The sequence below is a fragment of the Labrys sp. (in: a-proteobacteria) genome (assembly GCF_047605565.1).
In the GTDB taxonomy this organism is placed as follows: Bacteria; Pseudomonadota; Alphaproteobacteria; order Rhizobiales; family Labraceae; genus Labrys; species Labrys neptuniae.
In genome coordinates, this window is sequence record NZ_JASGFM010000036.1 from 18,744 (window position 1) to 37,962 (window position 19,219).

The 19,219-nt window shown below is 63.3% G+C and carries 20 protein-coding genes and 1 tRNA gene; 10 read left to right on the top strand and 11 right to left on the bottom strand.

The window, feature by feature from the left end; genetic code table 11:
- Positions 1-93 precede the first annotated feature (93 nt).
- From QM672_RS25005 to QM672_RS25015, 3 genes are all read right to left on the bottom strand, one after another.
- Positions 94-654 carry an HNH endonuclease gene (locus QM672_RS25005; RefSeq protein ID WP_068290559.1) on the bottom strand — a complete coding sequence of 187 codons (561 nt, stop codon included), beginning with the start codon at positions 652-654 and terminating at the stop codon, positions 94-96.
- A gap of 152 nt (positions 655-806) precedes the next feature.
- Positions 807-1,334, bottom strand: coding sequence for a gamma-glutamylcyclotransferase (locus QM672_RS25010; RefSeq protein WP_311934362.1), 528 nt, complete (start codon positions 1,332-1,334; stop codon positions 807-809).
- Between the two features lie 11 nt (positions 1,335-1,345).
- On the bottom strand, positions 1,346-2,224 hold the full coding sequence (locus QM672_RS25015) for an N-formylglutamate amidohydrolase (RefSeq protein ID WP_311934349.1): 879 nt from the start codon (positions 2,222-2,224) through the stop codon (positions 1,346-1,348).
- Between the two features lie 358 nt (positions 2,225-2,582).
- On the opposite strand from QM672_RS25015, the gene cpdR reads away from it, so the two are divergent.
- The 6 genes from cpdR (at position 2,583) to QM672_RS25045 (ending at position 6,954) form a co-directional block, all read left to right on the top strand.
- Positions 2,583-2,948: a cell cycle two-component system response regulator CpdR gene (cpdR, locus tag QM672_RS25020; protein WP_105864233.1), complete on the top strand. Its 366-nt coding sequence runs from the start codon at positions 2,583-2,585 to the stop codon at positions 2,946-2,948.
- Between the two features lie 77 nt (positions 2,949-3,025).
- Positions 3,026-3,100 (top strand) — tRNA-Val (locus QM672_RS25025).
- A gap of 497 nt (positions 3,101-3,597) precedes the next feature.
- The gene (locus tag QM672_RS25030) at positions 3,598-4,314 is read left to right on the top strand and encodes an outer membrane protein (protein WP_415085857.1); all 717 of its coding nucleotides are present in this window, start codon (positions 3,598-3,600) and stop codon (positions 4,312-4,314) included.
- Positions 4,315-4,712: 398 nt separating this feature from the next.
- The gene (locus tag QM672_RS25035; protein WP_415085859.1) at positions 4,713-5,219 is read left to right on the top strand and encodes a hypothetical protein; all 507 of its coding nucleotides are present in this window, start codon (positions 4,713-4,715) and stop codon (positions 5,217-5,219) included.
- A gap of 14 nt (positions 5,220-5,233) precedes the next feature.
- Positions 5,234-5,857 (top strand): L,D-transpeptidase, encoded by a 624-nt coding sequence (locus QM672_RS25040; RefSeq protein WP_376717638.1) that lies wholly within the window; start codon positions 5,234-5,236, stop codon positions 5,855-5,857.
- A 77-nt stretch (positions 5,858-5,934) separates the two neighbouring features.
- Positions 5,935-6,954, top strand: a complete 1,020-nt coding sequence (locus tag QM672_RS25045; protein ID WP_415085862.1) for an amino acid ABC transporter substrate-binding protein — start codon at positions 5,935-5,937, stop codon at positions 6,952-6,954.
- 10 nt (positions 6,955-6,964) lie between these two features.
- Here QM672_RS25045 and QM672_RS25050 read toward each other — a convergent pair whose 3' ends face one another.
- Together QM672_RS25050 and QM672_RS25055 are read right to left on the bottom strand one after the other, a co-directional pair.
- A complete protein-coding gene (locus tag QM672_RS25050; protein WP_415085864.1) occupies positions 6,965-7,870 on the bottom strand; it encodes a ketopantoate reductase family protein in 906 nt (301 codons plus the stop codon).
- 269 nt (positions 7,871-8,139) lie between these two features.
- Positions 8,140-8,598 (bottom strand): NUDIX hydrolase, encoded by a 459-nt coding sequence (locus tag QM672_RS25055; protein WP_311934343.1) that lies wholly within the window; start codon positions 8,596-8,598, stop codon positions 8,140-8,142.
- Positions 8,599-8,780: 182 nt separating this feature from the next.
- Here QM672_RS25055 and QM672_RS25060 point away from each other — a divergent pair, with 182 nt between their 5' ends.
- Positions 8,781-9,557 (top strand): SDR family oxidoreductase, encoded by a 777-nt coding sequence (locus QM672_RS25060; RefSeq protein WP_415085867.1) that lies wholly within the window; start codon positions 8,781-8,783, stop codon positions 9,555-9,557.
- A 141-nt stretch (positions 9,558-9,698) separates the two neighbouring features.
- Here QM672_RS25060 and QM672_RS25065 read toward each other — a convergent pair whose 3' ends face one another.
- The 5 genes from QM672_RS25065 to QM672_RS25085 form a co-directional block, all read right to left on the bottom strand.
- Positions 9,699-10,355 (bottom strand): hypothetical protein, encoded by a 657-nt coding sequence (locus QM672_RS25065; RefSeq protein ID WP_311934342.1) that lies wholly within the window; start codon positions 10,353-10,355, stop codon positions 9,699-9,701.
- Between the two features lie 522 nt (positions 10,356-10,877).
- Positions 10,878-11,822 (bottom strand): ABC transporter substrate-binding protein, encoded by a 945-nt coding sequence (locus QM672_RS25070; RefSeq protein WP_311934340.1) that lies wholly within the window; start codon positions 11,820-11,822, stop codon positions 10,878-10,880.
- A 72-nt stretch (positions 11,823-11,894) separates the two neighbouring features.
- Entirely contained in the window at positions 11,895-12,896 is a 1,002-nt protein-coding gene (locus QM672_RS25075) for an ABC transporter permease (RefSeq protein ID WP_311934339.1), read from the bottom strand.
- Positions 12,893-14,413 (bottom strand): sugar ABC transporter ATP-binding protein, encoded by a 1,521-nt coding sequence (locus QM672_RS25080; RefSeq protein ID WP_367625986.1) that lies wholly within the window; start codon positions 14,411-14,413, stop codon positions 12,893-12,895. The genes QM672_RS25075 and QM672_RS25080 overlap by 4 nt, the downstream gene beginning before the upstream one ends.
- A 198-nt stretch (positions 14,414-14,611) precedes the next feature.
- Positions 14,612-15,634, bottom strand: a complete 1,023-nt coding sequence (locus QM672_RS25085) for a GlxA family transcriptional regulator (RefSeq protein WP_415085870.1) — start codon at positions 15,632-15,634, stop codon at positions 14,612-14,614.
- Between the two features lie 65 nt (positions 15,635-15,699).
- On the opposite strand from QM672_RS25085, the gene QM672_RS25090 reads away from it, so the two are divergent.
- Positions 15,700-16,392 (top strand): DJ-1/PfpI family protein, encoded by a 693-nt coding sequence (locus QM672_RS25090; RefSeq protein ID WP_415085872.1) that lies wholly within the window; start codon positions 15,700-15,702, stop codon positions 16,390-16,392.
- Positions 16,393-16,690: 298 nt separating this feature from the next.
- On the top strand, positions 16,691-17,383 hold the full coding sequence (locus QM672_RS25095; RefSeq protein WP_415085874.1) for a DUF1194 domain-containing protein: 693 nt from the start codon (positions 16,691-16,693) through the stop codon (positions 17,381-17,383).
- A 52-nt stretch (positions 17,384-17,435) separates the two neighbouring features.
- On the opposite strand, the gene QM672_RS25100 is transcribed toward QM672_RS25095, so the two are convergent.
- The gene (locus QM672_RS25100; protein WP_415085876.1) at positions 17,436-18,083 is read right to left on the bottom strand and encodes a VOC family protein; all 648 of its coding nucleotides are present in this window, start codon (positions 18,081-18,083) and stop codon (positions 17,436-17,438) included.
- A 281-nt stretch (positions 18,084-18,364) separates the two neighbouring features.
- On the opposite strand from QM672_RS25100, the gene QM672_RS25105 reads away from it, so the two are divergent.
- Positions 18,365-19,006: a PadR family transcriptional regulator gene (locus QM672_RS25105; protein ID WP_311934335.1), complete on the top strand. Its 642-nt coding sequence runs from the start codon at positions 18,365-18,367 to the stop codon at positions 19,004-19,006.
- Positions 19,007-19,219 lie beyond the last annotated feature (213 nt).

Genomic DNA, 19,219 nt, shown 5'->3' on the forward strand with positions numbered 1-19,219 from the left:
GTTAACAATCGGAAAGGTCGCCATCAAACCACGCCGAAAGCGCGGAATGAAGCTGTCGCGACGCGTAAAGCATGCCCCGGTGGATGAAGCCGATCAAGGCTCCAGTTCGGTATCCCAATAGAGATAGTCGAGCCAGCTTTCATGCAGATAGTTCGGCGGGAAATGCCGGCCGTTCTGGTGCAGGTCGCTGAGGGAAGGGGCGTAGGGCTTCTGGTTGGGATGCATGCCGGCCTCGGCGGGCATGGCGCCGCCCTTTTTCAGATTGCAGGGCGAGCAGGCGGCGACGACGTTTTCCCAGGTGGTCTGTCCGCCCCGGGAACGGGGGATGACGTGGTCGAAGGTCAGATCCGAGCGCGTGCCGCAATATTGGCAGGTGAAACAGTCGCGCAGGAAGACGTTGAAGCGGGTGAAGGCTGGGTTCCGGCTGGGTTTGACGTAGGTCTTGAGACACACCACCGAGGGTAATCGGAACTCGAAGGTGGGACTTCGCACCACCTTGTCATATTCGGAGATGATGTTGACCCTGTCGAGGAAGACCGCCTTCACCGTATCCTGCCAGGACCATAGCGACAGCGGATAATAGGACAGCGGCCGGTAATCGGCGTTCAGCACGAGGGCGGGGCACGCCTCGGGCGAGACCGGCGGATGAAACACAGCAGGCGAAACATGCGCTGTCACGAAGCGCTCCCGTCACCATCAGTCCAGCCGAAAAGGCCGATTCGGCTGTTCGTCCAACACAATGTAGGATTAACGTGTCGGTCTTGTGAAGGGGGTAGGTCCACCGGCCGGCCTCCCATGCCGCCGCATCATCCCCGCAACTGGTGCGAGAGCCAGGCCAGCGTACGGTCGGGGATGCCGAGTTCGTCGAGGTGGTCGTGGGTGGCCAGCACGTAGTCGGGATTGGCGCCTGAAAGTCCGACGCCGCCGCGCACCACCTCCAGAAGCTGGCGATCTGGCAGCTTGCCGCAATATTGATGATGCGCCCGGTCGGCCCGGTAGGCCAGTGCCCGGACATGGCGCCCGTCCTCGAGCCGGGCCTCGTGCAAAATCTCGATATAGACGCTGGTGGCCTGCTCGCGACGACGCAGATAATCCACCGTCGTATCCCAATTTTCGGAGGCAACGCGGAAGGCAACGCCCCGGCAGGAACCGCCCCGGTCGAGGCCGAGCACCAGGCCGGGCTTTTCGGGTGTGCCGCGATGAACATGCGACCAGATGCACAAGGCCCGGTGCAGGCCGCGAATCAACGCGTTCTGCCGTTCCTCATAGGCAAAACCGGGATTCCACATCAGGGATCCGTAACCGAAAACCCAATTGGCTTCAGGGGCGGGCAGAACGGGCTGGTTCACTCGGCGGCCAGATGGAATGCATCGAGATAGTGGAAGGGCAGGCCAGCGAGCGTGTCGCGCAGCACGGTGAGGTCCTGCTTCAGGCGATCGAAGGCCGGCAGCAGGGAGAAGGTCTGCTCGTTCATATAGATCGAGCGATTGATCTCGATCTGGATGACATGGAAGCCAGCGCCGGGATTGCCATAGTGCTCGGTGATGTAGCCGCCAGCATAGGGTTTGTTGCGTGCGACCGAATAGCCGAGATTGCGCAGCGCCTCATCGGCGCAATCCATGATCAGATGCGAGCAGCTCGTGCCGTAGCGGTCGCCCAGCACGATGTCGGCCCGAGGCCTGTCCTCGCGTGCCAGGCCGCAGGACGGCATGGAATGGCAGTCGACCAGCAGGGCCACGCCGAATTCGCGGTGGATCTGGCCGAGGAGACGGCGCAGCGTGCGATGATAGGGCTTGTAGAGCTCCTCGATCCGGCGCAGCGCCTCATCAACCGGCAGGCGGTGGGCATAGATTTCCTGATTCTCGCTGACCACCCGCGCCAGCGTGCCCAGGCCGCCGGCCACCCGCAGGGAGCGTGTATTGGCATAGTTCGGCAGCCGGCCGTCGAACATGCGGGGGTCGAGCTCGTAGGGCTCGCGGTTGACGTCGAGAAAGGCGCGCGGAAAGCGCGCGCTCATCACCGCCGAGCCGGTGGCGGCGACATCGGCGAGCAGGAGGTCGACGAAGGCATCCTCGGAACGGCGCAGCGAAAGCGGATCGAGGCGGGAAGCCTCCAGGAAGGAGCGCGGATAGACCCGGCCGGAATGAGGCGAGTTGAACAGAAGGGGCGCCGAATAGGCAGCCGGCTCGACCACGTCGAAGGGAGGGCTGAGCTCGATTTCCATGCCGTCCACGGACTCCAGCGGCGGTTGCTTTCACCTTCGCGACACGTCCCCGAGGGGACGCGGGCAAGCCAGGCGATACCGACATATCTCGACAAAATCATGCGCAGGCAAGCATCACAAGTCCCACCGCATGATTTTCTCCATCGCGAACAGAAGCAACCCCAGGGTCTGTCATCAGTTAGGGAGGCGATTTGACGGGTGCGGCCGGGGGCGGTGAAGTCGAACCATACCTGATGACAGGCTCTAGCAGCATCACGAATTCGGGATTAACTCTATTGCGATGTAAACGGGGCGTTTACCCTGACGACGGTTTATAGAGTTCGAACAAGCTCCGGCCCTGCCGGGGATTCGGGACGCCATCATGAACAAGATTCTCCTTGCCGAAGACGACAATGATATGCGCCGCTTTCTGGTGCGCGCCCTGCAGAATGCCGGACATGAGGTGATGTCCTATGACAACGGCCTATCGGCCTATCACCGGCTGCGGGAAGAGCCGTTCGAATTGCTGCTCACCGATATCGTCATGCCGGAAATGGACGGCATCGAGCTGGCCCGCCGGGCCACCGAGCTCGATCCCGACATCAAGGTGATGTTCATCACCGGTTTTGCGGCCGTGGCGCTCAATCCGGATTCGCAGGCGCCGCGCGACGCCAAGGTGCTGTCCAAGCCCTTCCATCTCAAGGATCTGGTCAACGAAGTCGACAAGCTTTTGAAGGCCGCCTGAACTTTCCTCAAAAATAGCGGGAGAATGGCTTGCGTGGCCTGATTCAACCTGCTATCAGGCCGGCCTCCGCAAGCGATGGGCGCGTAGCTCAGCGGGAGAGCACTACGTTGACATCGTAGGGGTCACAGGTTCAATCCCTGTCGCGCCCACCATCGCTTCTTCGAACGACGAAAAGACCCAGGGCATCGCAAGCGCGGTGCCTTTTGCGTTTCCGCAGCCCTCGCTGGCTTGGTGTTCTGCCGCTTCTGGCGCATCACACAGGATCTGCCGGCCACATTGACGAAACGCCCTTCAAGCCCCGAGCATATGCGGTGCTCTCGGACGGGCATTCGGGCGGCTTGAGGTTTCCAAAGGCGGGGCTCGCACAAGGTCAAGGATCCGATGCTCGCCAGCGACGGAAACATGGTGATTTGAACGGTCTGGCGCGCGCGACTGAAGAGATTGGAAGATTTGCTTCAAATCATATTTGAATAAATCGAATTGCGTTGCAAATTTAGCACGGTAAAAATCGTACGTTTAGCCGAGTGAATATGTAAAAACTGTTGCTGTAAAAGCACATACTCGCGAGGGATGGCGTGGTAGAAAAGTTCGTCACTCGGCAAGATCTGGGTTTGCGGACATGAAGTTACGGATTTCGATAGCCGCGTTCTTGCTTGCCACGGCCGGTGCTTCGGCTGCCGATCTGGCGCCTGCCGCAGTCGAGCCTGTCGTTCCCGCAACTGCTTATGACTGGACGGGCTTCTACGCCGGTATCAATGGTGGCTATGCCTTCGGATCCAGCCACGACGTAACGATGTCGGAGCTGTTTCCGGCCACTGGCCCCCTCGTGGACGGGTATGGCAGCCTTTCACCCAAGGGGGGCTTCGGCGGCGTCCAGGCTGGCTATAATCGGCAGGCGGGCAATTTTGTTCTCGGCCTGGAAGGCGATATCCAGGGCGGCGGCATCAGCGACAAGGCCGGACGCATCGGCACCGCCACGGGTTACTTCCTGAGCACGAAGAGCCAGGTCAACTGGTTCGGCACGGTTCGTCCGCGAATCGGCTACGCCTTTGACAACATCCTGATTTATGCGACCGGCGGTCTGGCTGTCGGCGGGGTCAAATACACCCAGAACTATGCCAATGGCGATTTCCTCGCTCACCCTCGTACCAGCGAGACCAGAGTCGGTTTCGCGGTTGGCGGCGGCGCGGAATACGCTTTCAACGAGCATTGGACCGCCAAGCTCGAATATCAATATATCGATCTTGGCCGGTCGAAAATCAGCGCGACCGAAATCAATGGTGGCGAGCCGACGGATTACACCATCCACACCAGGCTGCGCACGGTTTTCCATACCGTTCGTCTGGGCGCGAACTACAAGTTCTGATCATTCGATCGCGGAAGGCGCAGGGCTTGGCAAAGGTCGGGCAGCGCGTCACGGCGAATTCACACCAGGTGTCCAATTCTACATCCGCGGCTGATCACGACTCCGGAAGAGACCGGCCGCCAGAGATCCCCGAGCGACCTAACCCCGCCGACGAGGCGGGGTTTTCCTTGCGGTCAGAGTGCAGGTTATGGCCAGAAAACACTTGCGCCCGCCATTGCCAATGTTGCAGCTTGGCACTCGTGATCATTCATGCTCGGTCTTTGGTAAGCTGACTGTTCATAGCCGGCAAAGACGGGTGCTGTCCCTGATTTAACCGAACCACCTACTGATGTGGCGTCCATTATTGCTTGGCCGCTGTCCCGGGGTGGGTCGTTTTGTGTTCCGGTGGGGAGGGATACATGGGCGCGGATCTGTTTGAGAAGACTCTCGCGGGGATGCCGCGACAAGGACGGTTCGTGCAGGCGAGCATTCTCCTCGGCTGCGCCGCCTTGCTGGCTGGCTGCGGCGCCTCCTCGGCACCGACGCCGGTGGTGGCGACACCGACGGTTGCGGTGACCTCCGAAGAACTCGTCGGCAAATGGGGCCTGGCCTCCTATCGCGAAGAAACCGACAAGGTTCGTACCGAGGTCGCCGCCAAGGCAGCCTGCTCCAATCCCTATGTGATCGGCAAGGGTGCCCAGGGCGGGGTGACCATGCATCTGGCCGACCAGGCGACGCCGCAGGAAGTCTATCTCAAGACCGCCTCCGATGGCGGGGTCTATATCGGGCCGCAGGGCAAGCCCGGGGAGCGGGCGGACCGCCAGATCCTGTCCTATGACAAGGGCGTGCTGGTGACGCGTTGGGTGGATCCCGGCGTTGCCAAGCGCTACGGCACGATGATGTTCGTGCGCTGCGCCACGGCATGAGAGGAGAGCTTGCCATGACGAGGCGCTCCTGGATCACCCGGCTCGGTGTCGGCTGCATCGCACTTGCCCTGGGACTGGCAGGCTCGATGCCGCAGGCTTTGGCCCAGCCGCGCCCTCTCGATCCCAGCAAGGATCTGGAAAAGCCCGGCTTCGTGCCGGATGCCGCCGAGGAGCAGCTCCTGCCCGAATACCGGCCGCAGCCGGTCTATTATCGCTCCAACGAGCCGCCCGGCACCATCGTGATCCAGACCGAGGAACGCTTCCTCTATCTCATCCAGGACAACAAGACCGCCATGCGCTACGGCATCGGTGTCGGGCGCGAGGGTTTCCAATGGTCTGGCCTGTTGAAGATCTCGCGCAAGCAGGAATGGCCCGATTGGCGGCCGCCGCCGGAGATGATCAAGCGCCAGCCCTATCTGCCACGCTTCATGGCGGGCGGCCCCGGCAATCCGATGGGGGCCCGCGCCCTCTATCTCGGCAGCACCAGCTACCGCATCCACGGCACCAACCAGCCCGAGACCATCGGCTATGCCGTGTCCTCGGGCTGTATCCGCCTGGTCAATCCGGACGTGATCAATCTCTATGACCGCGTTCCCGTCGGCACCCGCGTGGTGGTGCGCCAGGCACCCAAGCTCTAGTCGAGATCAGCCCGCCTCGCCCTTTCGGCGAGGCGCTTTCGTTTGTCCATCATCGAGCAAGGCACGGGGGGATAGCCATGCATCGGATCATTGTGGGGATCGTGGCGGTCCTGCCGCTGCAACTCGGGTTGGCGAGCGGCCCGCAGGCGCAGACCTTGGAGGCTGTCAAGGCGCGCGGCCAGCTCCTGTGCGGGGTCAATGAGGGGCTGGTGGGCTTTGCCAGCAGATCGGCCTCCGGCGAATGGGCGGGCTTCGACGTCGATTTCTGCCGCGCCGTCTCGGCCGCCGTCCTCGGGGATGCCGCCAAGGTGGCGTTCGTGCCGCTGTCGGCGAGCGGCCGTTTCGAAGCCCTGCGCTCGGGCAAGATCGACATCCTCTCGCGCAACTCGACCTGGACCTTGTCGCGCGAGCTCGACTATGGGCTGAGCTTTGCCGCCATCACCTATTTCGATGGCCAGGGTTTCATGGTGCCGCGCAGCGCCAAGGTGAATTCGGCCCTGGAACTTGGCGGCAGCAAGGTCTGCGTGCTCAAGGACACCACCACCCAGCACAATTTGGCCGATTATTTCGAGGCCAATTCCATGAAGTTCGAAGCGGTGCTGGTCGGATCGGCGGCCGAGGCGCTGGAGCGCTACAAGAAAAAGGATTGCCTGGTTCTCACCTCCGACGTCTCCCAGCTCTATGCCCAACGCCTGGACCTCGCCGATGCCGGCGAGCACCTGATCCTGCCCGATGTCATCTCCAAGGAGCCGCTCGGCCCGGCCGTGCGCCTGGACGATCCGAAATGGCGCAATCTGGTGCAATGGGTGCATTTCGCCATGGTCGACGCCGAGGAGCTGGGTGTCTCCAAGGCGACGCTCGATCAGGCCAAGGACTCGACGCGGCCGGCGATCAGGCGCCTGCTCGGCACGGAGGGCAAGCTGGGCTCCGGGCTCGGGCTGGCCAATGATTGGGCGGCCAATGTGGTAGGACAGGTCGGCAATTACGGCGAGGTGTTCGAACGCAATCTTGGTGACGCCACCAAGCTCGGCATACCGCGTGGCCTCAACCAGCTGTGGAGCCTGGGCGGCGTCCAATATGCGCCGCCGGTCGAATAGGGCCGGGCACTCAGGTCGAGGATGACGGCGGACCGGCTTCGCGCAGCTTGACCAGTGTCCACAGCGCCTGGTTCAGCGGCGCCTCGAGGCCACGTGCGGTGGCCCGGCGCAGGATGGCGCCGTTCAGATCGTCGATTTCCGTGCGCCGGCCCCTGGCGAGGTCCTGGGCGGTGGAGGAATATTGCTCCGCCATGCTGGTGCCGAGCCCAAACACGGTGTCCTCCAGCGTCGGAGGCAAGGTGACGCCGTAGGCCTCGGCTACGACACGGCACTCGGCCAGGATCCCCTTCAACAGCACATCCACGCCCTCGCGGCCGACCAGCCGGCCATAGGGCAGGGCGGCGAGCGCCGAGAGGGCATTGAGCGCGCAATTGACCGCCAGCTTGGTCCACAGCGTGCCGACGACATCCGGCGTGACACGAGCCGCAATGCCGGCGGCCGCGAACAGGCCCGCGAATTCCTCGCTTCGGGGCGAGAGGCCGATTACCATCTTGCCGCCGCCCTTGTGGCGGACATAGCCGGCGGCGGGCGCTTCGAGCGCGGCATAGACGGCGACGGGCACGGCCGGCCTGTCGAGGATATGGGCGAGCCTGTCGGCATTGTCGATGCCGTTCTGCAGGCTCCAGACCGAGCAATCGGCGCCAATATGGGGAGCGATGGCGGCGGCTGCCGCCTCGGTGTCGAAGGATTTCACGCAGAACAGCACCAGTTCGGCCCCGGCGACGGCCTCTGGTCTGGTATCGGCGAAAACGGCGACGTGCCAGCGTTCGCCATTGTGCTCGAGCAGCAATCCTCCATCCCTGACGGCCTCGACCAAGGCCGGGCGCCCGATCAGGGTGACGTCATGGCCGGCCTGGGCGAGCAGGGCGCCGAAGAAGCAGCCGACGGCGCCGGCACCCATCACCGCAATCTTCATGATGATGTTTCCTCGGCAAATATGGACAGGGCCGCCGCAACCCACGGTCCCGGCTCATCGCGCAAAGCTCGTGACGGCCGCTTCGAATCGGCTTGGGACCTGAGAGAGAGGCGCGGCATGCTCATGATCTTACCGATAGGCGAGGCCTCTATCCATGCCGATCATGGCCGGCGGTCGGACCGCCGCCAAGGATAGACGGGTTCTCCCGGTCGGCAAGGCCGGCGATAGGCGGGCCACGATGCGATCGCGACGCCCGCGCCTGGAGGCTGTCATGGCAAGGTGCGCGCCAAGGCCAGGGCCTCCCGGGCGAGCGTATCGACGTCGATGCTGGCACGGGCCCGATTCACCAGAAGGGTGGGCAGATCGAACCAGGCTGCTTCCAGGGCATCGTCGGCGGCGACGGCCTCGCCGGATTGCCAGCGGCAGAGCACGCCGACCAGCACATAATGGTGACCGCCTTCATCGATTGGACGGGCATCGATGGAATCGAGGGCCGCGAAGGCCTTCACGGCGTGGGCCGTGACGCCGGTTTCCTCCTGGAGCTCGCGCAGGGCCGCCTGCAGAACGCCTTCGCCGGGCTCGATCTTGCCGCCCGGAAAGCCCCACAGGCCCTGGTCGGGGGGATTGGCTCGGCGAACCAGCAGGAATTCCTCGCCGCGCAGCACCACGGCGAGCACGGCGGCGACCGGACGGGGCAGATTGTCACTTTCGGCCGGATCCGAGGCCATTGTCTGTTTCTCCGGAACTGCCTGCGGGTTGAAGGCTCAGCTATAGGCGCTGCCACGGTGCCATGCCAATCCCGCGGGGCGGTAATTGCGACCTCGCGCGTCTGCCGCATCACACGGGCTTGCCGGCGGTCTGCAGCCCTGCGAAAAGCCTGCTCTCGACCCGCATGAAGAGGCCCAGGACCATGAAGCTCGGTATCGAAGGAAAATCCGCCATCGTCTGTGCCTCCAGCCGAGGGCTCGGCAGGGCTTGCGCGCTGGCTCTGGCGCGTGAAGGCGTGAATGTGGTGATCAACGGTGTCACGCCCGCCACGCTGGAACGCACTGCGGCCGAGATCCGCGCCACGACGAGGGCAACGGTCACGCCGGTGGTAGCGGACGTCGCCAGCGAGGAGGGACGGCGCAAGCTACTGGAAGCCTGCCCGCAGCCCGACATCCTGGTCAACAATGCCGGCGGCCCGCCACCGGGGGATTTCCGCCAGTTCGGCCGCGAGCAATGGCTGGCCGCGCTCGATGCCAACATGCTGGCGCCGATCGAACTGATCAAGGCGACGCTCGACGGCATGATCGCTCGCCGCTTCGGGCGCATCATCAACATCACCTCCGTGACGGTGAAGGCGCCGATCTCCTATCTCGGCCTGTCGAATGGTGCCCGTACCGGCTTGACCGGCTTCGTCGCCGGCCTCGCCCGCGACATTGCCCGCCATAATGTGACGATCAACAATATCCTGCCGGGTTCCTTCGGCACCGATAGGCTGCGGGACAATGCGGCTGCCTCGGCCAAGCCGGGGCAATCGCCCGAAGCCGTCCTGGCGGAATGGCAGGACGGCGAGGCTTCCGGACGTTTCGGCGATCCGGACGAACTCGGTTTGGTCTGTGCCTTTCTCGCCGGTGCGCAGGCCGGCTACATCACCCGCCAGAACATCCTGATGGATGGCGGCAACTTTGCCGGATCGTTCTGAGGGGCTTGTTGCAATTGCGGGGCGATCGGACTGAAACGCCGGTTTCTCCGGCGCTCCCCGCCTCCTCCAAGGAAAAGGGGCTGGCCTTGAAGGCCAGCCCCTTGTCGTTCTGCGCAGTCCGGTTCCCTTCGTGGAACGGATTCAGAGCTTGGCCAGGATCTGGCACAGCTTGATGAGCTGCGCGTCATAGTCGTCGCTGGCCCCGAGGATCAACTTGCAGCGTTTCTTGAGGGCAATGCGCTGGGCGCTGCTCATCGAAGCGAGCTGGCTGGAGACATTGCCTATATTCACGCCCGTGCCGGGAACGCCCGGGGTACCAGGAGTTCCTGGACTGCCGGGTGTGCCGGGCGTTCCGGTGTCGGAACCGGGGACATTGACGCCCACGCCGACGTTCACGCCTGTGTTGTTGTTGAGCGAGGCGCTCACATCCGCATCGGCGAGCGAGGAGTTGACGCCGACATTGGCCTTGACGCCGGTGCTGGGTGTCGCCGATGCACTGACATTGGCCGTGGCGGCGTTGCCGACCGAGGCCGTCGTGTTGGAGTTCAATCCGCCGCTGTTGAGGCTGGTGTTGCTGTTGGCGCTGACCGGGCCCACTTTGGCGCTGACGCCGACATTCGCACCGCCAACGGCACCACCGACCGCGCCCACGGCACCGCCTACGGCGTTGCCGACGCCACCAACAGCATTGCCTACGCTACCGCTCAGAGCGGCCTGCGGAGCGACAAGAAGCAAAGTAGTCGCCAGTCCAGCGAACATTGCAACCTTGCGCCAGTCCTTCCGATAGTGCTCAGACATGTCGACCTCCACCTGGAAAACTCGAACATTCGGCCGGAACTCCGGGGAAGGGAGCCTTGGGTGCTTTCTCGATCGACCGGAAGCTGAATGTCGATAGAAAAATATGCCAAAATACAGTAAATCGCAATGTTGAATTATTAAAGATAAATCGATTTATTTCAACTACTTGGGTTGTATTATATTTTGTACAATCAGTAATTTAAAATATACTTACATAATTTGGTGCATTACGAACTCACTTAAGGCAGCTTAGGCCTATTTATGCTTTCGTTTTCTGCTGTTCCTGTGGGATGCAGGTGGATTTTGTCATAGATGAATTGCGTCTGGAATGTGACGCTTGTGGGGCGAAATTGGGTAGCAGGCTGCCGCCGCCATGATGATACTGAAGTATTAGATCGTGTCGGAGAGGTATGACTGTAGCTCCAAATAGGTATTGCTTTATTTGGTATTATAATACCTAATATCTGAGGTAAAAAAGCCGCCCTTCATCGTGAAGGGCGGCTTTCGCCTCGTCGCTTCCGCTCAGAATGGCGAGTCGGGGTAATAGAAATCCTTGGCGTTGTCCTTGGTCACCAACGTGGCATCGAGAATATAGGAACCGCGCACGGGCAGCTTGTCGTAGAGGCCGGCGGCGGTGAGATCCATCGCCACGGCCACCATGGCCGGCGGATAGAGCACGTCGGCCGGAATGGTGGCGTCGCCGTCCATGACCTTCTTGACCATGTCCTTCATGCCGGCGCCGCCGAGCACGAATTTGATGTCGCTGCGGCCGGCCTGCTTGATCGCCTCCAGCACGCCCACTGCCATGTCGTCATCCTGGCACCAGACCGCGTCGATCTTGGGGTGCTTGGTCAGGAAGTCCTGCATCACCTTGAAGGCGTCGTCGCGGCTCCAATTGCCGAACTGGCTGTCGATCACCTTGACCTCGGAGCCCTTGAGGCCCTCGTTGAAGGCATTGACGCGCTGCTCGTCGATGACGATGGGCAGGCCGCGGATCACCACGACGTCGCCCTTGCCGCCGAGCTTTTCCTTGACATAGGCGGCCGAGACGGTGCCCAGACCCGGATTGTTGCCGGCGACGTAGAGATCCTGGATCGGATCGCGCAAAGCGCGGTCGACCACGGTGATGAAGACGTTCTTGCCTTTGACCTGGCGGATCGGGTCGGTCAGCTCGTCGGAATTATGCGGCAGCACCACGAGGGCGTTGATGCCCTGCGTGGTCAGGTCCTCCAGGGCGTTGGCCTGCGCGGCGCCATCCGGCGAGGTCTTCACGATGACCTTGAGGCCGGGATAGCGCGCTTCGAGCGCCTTGGCCTCCTGCTGGGCGTGATAGACCACGCCGCCCGTCCAGCCATGGTCGGCGGCCGGGATCGAGACGGCGATGGTCTTGCTGTCGGCAGCGTGTGCCGCTGCCCCGGCGAGTGCGAAGAGACCGGCCGCCATCAGGCCGGTCAGCATTTTGCGCATGATATCCTCCCTAGCGCTTTTCATTCTGTCGGGGGCGGGTTCGTCCCGCCCGCTGCATATGGACCGGCGGGCTCAGCTCCTCCGGGCGAGCGAGCGCTGCACCAGCATGGCGATGATGATGATGGCGCCCTGCACGGCACCGACCAGATATTCGGAGACGAAGTTCGACAGCACCATGATGTTGGAGATCACTTCCAGGATCAGCGCGCCGCAGATGGTGCCCCAGATGCGCCCGACGCCGCCGCGCAGTGCCGTGCCGCCGACCACCACCGCGGTGATCGCCTGCAATTCCCAGCCAAGGCCGGTGGTGGAGGTGGTGGAGCCGAGCCTGGGCACATAGACCAGCACGGCGATTGCGACGCACAGGCCCTGGATGATGTAGGTGAGCATGCGCACGCGCCCGACCGAGATGCCGGAATAGCGCGCGACATCCTCGTTGGAACCGACGGCCATGACATGCCGTCCGAACGTGGTGCGGTAGAGCAGGAAGGCACCGATGACGGCCACTGCGATGATCACCCACACCGGGAAGGGCAGGCCGAGAATGGTGCCGAAATAGACCGGGCGATAGTCGGCCCTGAGCTCCATCGACTTCATGGCGATCGAGCCGCCATCGGCCAGCCAGATCAGGAGCGAGCGGAAGATCGCCATGGTGCCGAGTGTGACGATGAAGGGTTCGAGCCGCCCCGCGGTGACGCCCAGGCCGTTGGCGGCGCCGCACAGGGCGCCGAGCAGCAGGGCCAGGACCATGCCAATGGCGAGCAGCATATAGCCATCGCCGATCATGGCCTTGTTGAGGAAGAGGATCATCACGCCCGAGACCAGCGCCGCCATCGAGCCGACCGAGAGGTCGAGGCCGCCGGCGGTGATCACGAAAGTGGCACCGACGGCGATGGTGGCGATGAAGGCGCTGCGGGCCAGGACGTTGGTGATATTGTCGAGGTCGATGAAGCGGGCGTTGACGAAGTAGCCCAGGACCATCAGCACGGCGAGCGCCGCGAAGGGCGCGACAGCGCGCAGGTCGAAATCCTGGAACCGGCTTGTGGTCTTGGTCGGGGCGAGTTGCTCGCTCATACCTGTGCTCTCGCTTCTTGCCTGGAAACGCCGGTGGCGTGCACCACGATTTCGGCCTCCGTCATCGCCTCGCCGCTGACTTCTCCGGCGATCTGCCCACCCCGCATCACCAGGATGCGATGGCATACGCCGATCAGCTCCTGCATTTCAGAGGAGATCACGATCACGCCTTTTCCCCGGGCGGCCAGCGCCGCAATGAAACGGTAGATCTGCTCCTTGGTGCCGATGTCGATGCCGCGGGTGGGTTCGTCGATGATGACGATCCTCGGCTCCAGCAGCATCATCTTGGCGAGCAGCAATTTCTGCTGGTTGCCGCCGGAAAGCTGGCCGGCGAGCAGGGTCTTGGAACGGGCCCTGATGTCGAAATCCTGGAAGGCCTGGTTGAGGGCGCTCCATTCGCGCGCCTTGTCGATGAAGGGCCCCGAGGTGAAGTGATCCAGCGCGGCCAAGGTGAGATTGGTGCGCAGATCCTGCGCCAGCAACAAGCCCTTGCCCTTGCGATCCTCCGAAAGATAGACGATGCCGGCTTCCATGGCCTGGCGGGGTTCGCGAAAATGCACCGGCCGGCCGTCGAGCCTGAGGCTGCCGCTGCCGGAGCGCAGGCCCAGCAGGCCCTCGAACAATTCGGTTCGTCCTGCCCCGACCAGGCCGGCAAAGCCGAGGATCTCGCCGGCCTCGAGGCCGAAACTGACATCGGTGGCAAAGCCGGGCACGTTGAAATGCTCGACGGCGAGCAGCGGCTCTTCGGCTGCTGCTGCGTTCGCCTCCGCCGAAGCCTTGGCCGGGTAGAGATTGGCCATGTCGCGCCCCACCATCAGCTGCGCCATGTCGATGGGCTGGAGTTCGGCGGCGGGCCTGGTGGCGATCCATTTGCCGTCGCGCAGCACGGTGACGCGGTCGGCGATGGCCTTCACCTCGTTGAGGCGATGCGAGATGTAGAGCACCGCCGTGCCCTTGGCGCGGATGGCGCCGATCACCTTGAGGAGCGCGTCCGTCTCCACCGGGGTGAGGGAGGCCGTGGGTTCGTCGAAGATCACCACGCGGTGCGGCACTGCCAGGGCGCGTGCGATCTGGACCAATTGGCGCTGGGCGATGGAGAGGCGCTCGACCACCCGGGTCGGCGCAATCTCTGCCCCGAGTTCGCGGACTGCCCGAGCGGCCTCCCGGTTCATGGCCCGGTCGTCGACCATGGGACCACGGCGGATTTCGCGGCCGAGGAAGATGTTCTGTGCCACGGTGAGATGGGGGGCGAGCAGGATCTCCTGATGGACCAGCACAATGCCGCGATGCTCGGCGTCGACGGGGCCGGTAAAATGCACCGGCTCGCCGTCAATGGCCAGGCTGCCCTTGCTCGGCTGGAGATGGCCGGCCAGGATCTTCATCAAAGTGGACTTGCCGGCGCCGTTTTCGCCGATGATGGCGTGAACTTCGCCTGGCTTGAGGTCGAGCGCGATGTTGCTCAGCACCTCGATGGTGCCGAAGCTCTTGGACAGGCCACTGGCGGCCAGCACCGGCACGGTCTGGTTCTGCGCGGCAGCCCCGTTCGCTTCCCTTTCGGACAAATCCGGTTCCTGGTTTCCGTTTCCCGCCAACGTTCTCTTCGCCATCTGCCCGGGCGAATGAGTTACGTACCTCGCAATTGTCAGATTAACGGGACGGCAGGTTCTGTCAATCACGCTTTCCAGATCGGGGCAGCATGAAACGCTCCGCCAATATCATCGCCTGCCAGAAAATCGTTCGCGATAGGATTGCGGAGTTGTCGCCAGATGCCGGGCGAAGCCACGCCGCATGGTCTCCTCGCAGCCGAAGCCGCAGCGAGCGGCGATCTGCTTGAGGGGTTGGACGGTGTCGGCGAGCAGCGTACGCGCCTGTTCGACACGCAGCCTTTCGACGGCGCGGGCCGGCGGCATGCCGGTCGCCTCCCGGTAGCGGCGCTGAAAGCTGCGTTCGCTCATGCCGGCCCGCGCAGCAAGGGCAGGGACCGACAGGTCGGCTGCAAGGTTTTCCCGCATCCAGCCATGCAGGGTTTCGAAGCGGGAGGCGCCATGCTGGAGCGCCAGGGCAGCGCTGTATTGCGACTGTCCGCCCGGACGCTTGAGGAAGACCACCAGCTCGCGCGCCACCGCCAGCGCCATGGCGCGGCCAAGGTCGTGTTCGACCAAAGCGAGAGTGAGGTCGATGCCGGCGGTCACGCCGGCCGAGGTCCATAGATTGCCGTCCTCGATGAAGATCGGATCGGCTTCCACCTGCGCTGCCGGGAAGCGCTCGGCCAGCAGGGCGCAGGAATCCCAATGGGTCACGGCGCGCCTGCCGTCGAGCAGGCCGGCGGCACCGGCAAGGAACGCACCTGTGCAGACCGCCGCAACCCTTCGCGCGGTCGTCGCCCTGGCCGCGACCCAGGCAACGAGCACGGCATCCTCGGCGGCCTGATGCACGGCACGCCCGCCGGCGATAACCAGCGTATCACAGGTGTCGCCCGCATCCGGCAGGGGCTCGGCTTGCAGGGTCAGTCCGGCCCAAGCCGCGACCTGGGCCTGCCGGGCGACGATGCGCAGGCGATAGGCCGGAGGCAGCCCGTCATCCTCCAGGAGGCGATTGGCGGAGGCGAACACCTGCATGGGGCCGGCGATGTCGAGGAGTTGAAAGCCCGGGAAAGCCAGCAGGTCGACGGCGCGGGGTGGCCTGCCGGTCCACCGCCCGTCGATTGGGTTTGGCGTAAAGTGTGGGTCAAACGACATTTGCGCCAGAAGCTGCCGCGCTAGAGTGGCCCTGTCAACCTGAAGATTTGGAACGGAGCACCCACATGATCCTGCAGATCGGCTTTCTGGTTTTTCCCAAGGTGCAACTGCTCGACCTGGCCGGGCCTTTCGATGCCTTTGCCGCCATGCCGGGCGTCGTGCAGCACCTGATCTGGAAGGATCTCGATCCTGTGATGGCGACCTCGGGCTGGCCTGTCCAGCCCACGACGACACTGCAGGACTGCCCGGTTCTCGATGTGCTGTGCGTGCCGGGCGGGGCTGGCGTCAATCCGCTGATGGAGGACGAGGTCGTCCTCGACTTCCTGCGCCGCCAGGCCTGGAGCGCCCGCTTTGTCACCTCCGTTTGCACGGGCTCGCTCGTGCTGGGGGCAGCGGGGCTTTTGGAAGGAAAACGGGCGACGACGCATTGGGGCTCGCATCATCTGCTCGAACCGCTCGGCGCGGTGCCGGTGGCCGAGCGCATTGTCGCTGATGGCCGGCTGGTTAGCGGCGGTGGCGTCACGGCGGGTATCGACTTCGCACTCGATATCATCGCCCGGTTGCGAGGCCGCGAGGAGGCCGAGGCCGTGCAACTCAAGCTTGAATATGCCCCGGCGCCGCCCTTCGATGCCGGGTCTCCGGCAACGGCACCGGCCGGCGCGATCGAGGTGGCGAGGGCTTCCGCCTCGAGCTATGTCGAGGAGCGCGAGCGCATCGTTGCCAGGCTGCGAGAGAGGAAGGCCATCGCCGCCGTCTAAAGTAAAACGCCATGGGGATCGTTCGAGAATGAGCGCTCCGTCTTCTCCAGCCTTGCCGGGGACGACGGAGCGTCGTTTCTCAACGGCGCCTCAGTACCCGGGCAGCCTGCTCGCCCTATCTCGGGGGGGGGGGCGGGGCCGAAGTGTTGCAGGCCATGCTGTATCAAGGCTCGAGGGCCTCGCCCAAAAAAGAGGTTTGTGACCGAAGGGGTAGAGACGCATAGTCAGGACGCTTTCTCGAACTTTTTGACTTGAGTGCGGTGTCTCACGTGGCGGCTGACCCCAAAGAGGGGCCCTCATGCGGAACTTGCTGCTTTTCCTGGTCGCAGCGACGATGCCGTGGGCACCGCCCTCGTCTGCGGGACAACTCGCCGTCGATCTCGAGCTGGTTCTTGCTGCGGACATTTCCTTTTCGATGTCAGACGAGAATCTGGCCGTTCAGACCGATGGCTATGCGCAGGCCTTTCGCGATCCCGAGGTCGTTGCGGCCCTCTCCACCGGGCCCTTGGGCCAGATTGCAGTCAGCTATGTCGAATGGTCGGACGGGCAGCGCGTCGTGGTGCCATGGACCTTGCTCCGGAACAGGGCGGATGCCGAGCGCTTTGCATCCCGCATCATGGCCGGCTCGGTGAAGCGCTCGGCTGGCACCACCTATATCACCGGCGTGATCCGGTTCGGGACAAGGATGATCGAGGAGAATGATTTCGCTGCCCTGCGTCGGGTGATCGATATTTCGGGCAATGGCGAGAACAACAGGGGCGAGGCGCCTGACCGTGCTCGCGACCTCGCAATTTTGCGGGGCATTACCATCAACGGCCTGCCTATGCCGACCTGGGTCGACCCCCGCCGGCTCGGCGAGGTGCCGGCGGATATCTATTACCGCGATCACGTCATCGGTGGCCCGGGGGCCTTTCTCCTGAAAGTGGACGACAGGGCCAATGTACTGAGATCGATCAAGTCAAAATTGCTGCGCGAGATCGCGGCCAATTGAGTGTCCATGCTCGACCGTGCCGCCCCGGGCAGTTCCGGCCAAGCGCTGCGTTTTACCCAGCCGGGCCGGCGAACAGGATCAGGTTGCCGTCGGGATCCAGGACGATGAAGGTCCTGGCGCCCCAGGGCTCTTTCCTGAGCGGCTGGTGGAAGACCACGTCTGTTGCTTGGAAATTCAGGAAAAGCTGCTTGATCTCGGCGGCGCTGTCGACCGTGATGGCGGCAGAGAGCAGATGTTCGCGCTGCCTGACATCGCCGACATAGACCGGCTCGCACACCAATCTGAGGGCCAGCAGGGCCCTGTCGCGGCTGACCTGCCCGTAGAAGGGCGGATTGCCATAGACGAAGTCGATGCTGAAGCCGAGCCTGGTGGTGAAGAAGTCGCAGGAGGTCTTGATGTCGGTGACGAAGAGCTGAGCCGCGGCCGAGCTCAAAAAGGGTTCCGGCAGGGTCGGTGCGGAGATATCCGTCATGGTCGAAGCTCCCGTCTTGAGCGCCTCCCATCCCATGAAGCCTGATTGGCGGGCGACGAGCTCCAGAGCGTCGGCAAGCTGGAAATTCGCCTCCAATATCTGATGATCGTCGAGGCCGTGGAACCGCGGCAAGGCAGCCCTGATCTCGGCGGCGACCGGGTGATAGTGCTCGCGATGCCAACGCAGATATTGCTTGGCCTGCTTCCTGAGGTTTTCGAGGTTCGGCATGGGCGCAATCGTGTTTTCGATTGTAGGCGGGCATTGCCCTTCCGGCGGTCCGCCGGTGCGCCCTACGCAGCGCCGAAAGAGTGCTGCAGGGGGCCTTCGCTGTCAATCATCGCAGCGTTGCGAGCCAGAACACGCTGCCCATGCGCCACAATGGCCCTTGTCTCACCTGTGTCTTCCATCATGTCCGCCGTGGCAGCAGAAATTTGAGAAAGGCTCTTGCGTAATCTATCTTTCGATATATCTTAAGATCCATCTTAAAGATAGAACGAAAGGTATATCGTATGTTTGGACGACATCATGAGGGCCGCGGACGCGGCGAGTTCTGGGGCCGCGGCGGTTTTCGTGGCTGGGGCCGCGAGGGGCAGCAGGAATGTGCACCGGGTCGCGGCGGGCGCTGGGGGCGCGGCGGTTTCGAAGGCGATGGTCCGGGCGATTTCTTCGGCAGGGGCTTTGGTGGCCGTGGCCGGGTCTTCGGCCATGGCGACCTGCGCCTGGTCATCCTGGCGTTGATCGCCGAGAAGCCGCGCCATGGCTATGAGCTGATCCGTGCCATCGAGGAAAAGTTCGGCGGCGCCTATGCGCCGAGCCCCGGCGCGGTCTATCCGACGCTGACCCTCCTGGAAGAGCAGGACCATATCCGCAGCGAGGCGTCGGAGGGCACCAAGAAGCTCTACACCATTACCCCCGAAGGCGAGGCCTTCCTTGCCGAGAACCGCGACGCGGTCGATGGCGTCATGGCCCGCATGGATCTTGCTGCCAGCGCCTTCTCCGCCCGTTCCACGCCGGAGATGGTGCGCGAGGCCCTGCACACGTTCCGGCACGCTCTGCAGATGCATCGCGGTCCCTGGACGCAGGCCGAGGCCGAGCGGGTCCGCGCCATCATCGAAAAGGCTGCCCGCGACATCGTCGGCGGACAGGGCTGACGGTCAGCCGGGTGAAGGCCACCCTTATCCAGGAAACCTTGCAGGATCACGGATCCTGTTGGTTTTAATGCTAGGATAAAGCTGGCACTTCCCCGGCGATCCAGGAAGCGTAGAAGCAGGGTGCCGTTGCGGCGCCCTGTTTGTCGTTTCAGGTAATTTTTTCAATTCATTGTCTTTAGAGGCTGCTACCGTCGGCCCTTGTCGGTTGTGAGT